The organism is Methylobacterium symbioticum, from assembly GCF_902141845.1.
GTDB classification, from domain to species: Bacteria; Pseudomonadota; Alphaproteobacteria; order Rhizobiales; family Beijerinckiaceae; genus Methylobacterium; species Methylobacterium symbioticum.
Map to the genome: position 1 here is coordinate 1 of NZ_CABFPH010000208.1, position 3,147 is coordinate 3,147.

Genomic DNA, 3,147 nt, shown 5'->3' on the forward strand with positions numbered 1-3,147 from the left:
AGCCACGCATAATCGCCCGGCCGGACCGTTCCCGGGTTCGCGTAGGGATAGGGAACGTGGCACTGGACCTCGGGCCCCTCGACGCATTTGAACTCGCGCGGCTCAGCCGTCCGTCCAGACCCGCGCCGGAGAAGGCCACCGCGTCGAGGGTCACGCCGAACGGGTCGAGGCCGACGCCGCCGATCGTCCAGGACAGGCCGGTCTCGCGCGCGAGCCGGCCCTCGATCAGGCCACGCGCCCGCTCCGCGAGCAGGGGCCGCGCGAGCAGGGCCGCGGTGACCGCCGCGAGGGCGAGTCCGCTTGCACCGATCAGGAGACCGCGGAGTCGCATCGGTTCACGGGGATCAGCCCTGTGGAGATCAGTCCTGGCGGCCGGCCGGCGGACATCCTGTGTTCGTGCGACCGTTAGACGCTTGGCCCGTGCAGCCGTCAAGCTGAGCCTCGGCCCGGTTCTGATCTCACGCCCGTTCCGGCCGATCACGTCGCGACGGCGCATCTCGGACGTCGCGGATGGGATGTCTCCGATCCAATCGGACCGGAGGCCGGATCATTCCCCCTGCTCGCGGGTGACCAGCGTCCGGCCCGGCTCCACGTCGCCCTTGTCCTGGTAGAGGGGCACGATCGCGCGCAGCCAGCCGCGGGTCTCGGTGCCGCCATAGTTGCGCTCGACCACGTCGCGGGTGACGTAGGCCTGCAGGTTCACCGGCCCGAAATTGTAGCCGACGAGGGCGCCCACCGCGAACTGCCCCTGACGCCGGTAGCCCGGCATGTTCACCGGCAGGTCGAGGGAGCCGAAGGCGACCGGGCCGATCTCCCACTTGCCGAACTTCTTCGTCGCCGTGATGTCGAGGTTGAGATAGTCGGGATAGAGCACGCCGAAGGGCGAGCGCTCGCTCAGGAACGTGCCGTAGAGCAGATTGGCGGTCAGATTGTAGCCCTGGCCGGTATAGCTGACGGCGAAGCGGTGGCTGAGCGAGGCCTCCTGCGTGAGGAAGCGCGTGTCGATGGGCAGATAGCCGCCGAACAGGTAGCTGACGCCGAGATCGCCGCCCAGGTCCCAGGCGAGCTGACCGGCGAGCAACTGCTGGCCGATGCCGCTCTGGTAGGGCGCGCCGCGCACGCTGGAGGCTGCGACCGGCTGCGTGAAGAAGAAATGCAGCCGCGCCCCGAGCACGCTCCATGGGGTGGCGAGGGCGAGCGTCGGCAGGTTCACGTTCGATTCGGAGGAGAGCGGCGCAGTGTCCCTCACGCCGAAGCTCGACAGGTTCACGAAGTAGAGGCCGATGGGAAGCTGCGCGCCGGTCGGCAGGCCGATCGTCTGGCCGGGTTGCGCCGCCGAGCCGGCGAGCGCCGGGCCGGCGGCGAGCGCCAACGCGAGGCTCATCGTGATCCGTGCCGAAAACTCTCGCATCCGTTCGGTCCACCTCCCGCGGCCGCCGTGGCCGCGGGGTGCGGACGGCCGGCCCTCGAAGGTGTGACGGCTCACGGCCGAGCTTTAGTCCGCCTGCCGTCGCGATCGACAAGGGCGGATCGTCGGGCCCGTACCGCTCAATCGTCCGGATCGGCGTAGAATCCTTCTGCGCCCATGCCCTCTTCAAGCATCATCCGGGCGCGCGCCCGCAGCTTCTCCGTCTCGCTCTTGAGCTGGCCGCAGGCGGCGAGGATGTCGCGCCCGCGCGGAGTCCGCACCGGCGAGGCGTAGCCCGCGTTGAACACGATCTCGGAGAAGCGCTCGATCCGCTCCCAGTCGGAGCATTCGTAGGCGCTGCCCGGCCAGGGATTGAACGGGATCAGGTTGATCTTGGCCGGGACCCCCTTGAGCAACCGCACCAGCTCGCGCGCATCGGCGTCGGAATCGTTGATGCCCTTCAGCATCACGTACTCGAAGGTGATGCGCCGGGCGTTGCTGAGGCCCGGATACTCGCGGCAGGCCCGGAGCAGCTCCGCGATCGGATATTTGCGATTGAGGGGCACCAGCTCGTCGCGCAGTTCGTCGCGCACGGCGTGCAGGGAGATGGCGAGCATCGCGTTGCCCTCGGCGCCGAGGCGCGCGATCTGCGGCACCACGCCGGAGGTCGAGACGGTGATGCGCCGGCGCGAGAGGCCGAGCCCCTCTTGGTCGGACATCACCCCGAGCGCGTCGAGCACGTTGTCGAGATTGTAGAGGGGCTCACCCATGCCCATGAACACGATGTTCGTGACGAGCCGGCCCACCTCGCCGCTGCCGGAGGCGTCGCGCGAGGGCATCTGCCCGGTCCAGTCGCCGAGCTGATCGCGGGCGACCACGAGCTGCGACACGATCTCGGCGCCCGAGAGGTTGCGCACGAGGCGTTGCGTGCCGGTATGGCAGAACGAGCAGGTCAGCGTGCAGCCGACCTGGCTCGACACGCAGAGCGTGCCACGGTCCGGCCCCGGGATGTAGACGCACTCGATCTCGGCGCCGCGATTGTGGTCGTGCTTGCCGGTCGGCGCCATGCGCAGCAGCCACTTGCGGGTCCCGTCGCGGGAGACCTGCTGGCTGACGACCTCCGGCCGGTCGAGGGTATAGGCGCGGGCGAGCTCGGCCTTCAGCCCCTTGCCGACATTCGTCATCGCGTCGAAGTCGGTGGCACCGCGGAAATTGACCCAGTGCCAGATCTGGCCCGCGCGCATGCGGCTCTCGCGCTCGGGCACGCCGATGGCGAGGAGCTTCTCCTTCAGCTCCGCCCGCGTCAGGCCGACGAGGGAGACGGGCCGGCCGGGCAGGGGCTCGGGCCGGAAATCCGGACTCTTCTCGATGGGAGGAACGGCGCTGGCCGCGCGCCGGGCGGAGTCGAACGACGCCGTCGCCATGGCTCGATGATCTGCTCTGAGGGTGGATGTAGGCAGGGATATACGCGATCGGGCGGATAAACGCGAATGCGCGTGCGGGCGGTCAGGTCCGCGATCCGTCTGCGCGACTTCCTACGCAACTTGGCCGGGCAGGAACGACGTGGTCCAGGCGGGCGGGGTCGCGCCCGCATGCCACTGACTAGGGTGCCGCTGCGGAATGGCCCGCGCCTTCGCCAGGGCGGCCTGCAGGGGGCCGTCATGGGTGTGTCGTCGATTTTTCGTGTGTTTGTCGTGTGGGGTGTTGACGGGGCGGGTTTGGGTGCGTAGATACCCGTC

3 protein-coding genes are annotated in these 3,147 nt (G+C 69.3%); all 3 read right to left on the reverse strand.

Translation table 11 applies throughout. The features are described 5' to 3' along the window. Window positions 1–331: hypothetical protein (locus MET9862_RS28750; RefSeq protein ID WP_142586281.1), on the reverse strand; the 331-nt coding region annotated here is incomplete at its 3' end. A gap of 216 nt (window positions 332–547) precedes the next feature. Continuing rightward, a complete protein-coding gene (locus tag MET9862_RS28755) occupies window positions 548–1,384 on the reverse strand; it encodes a transporter (protein ID WP_142586282.1) in 837 nt (278 codons plus the stop codon). A 164-nt stretch (window positions 1,385–1,548) separates the two neighbouring features. Next, entirely contained in the window at window positions 1,549–2,832 is a 1,284-nt protein-coding gene (rlmN, locus tag MET9862_RS28760) for a dual-specificity RNA methyltransferase RlmN (protein WP_142586283.1), read from the reverse strand. Between the last annotated feature and the right edge of the window lie 315 nt (window positions 2,833–3,147).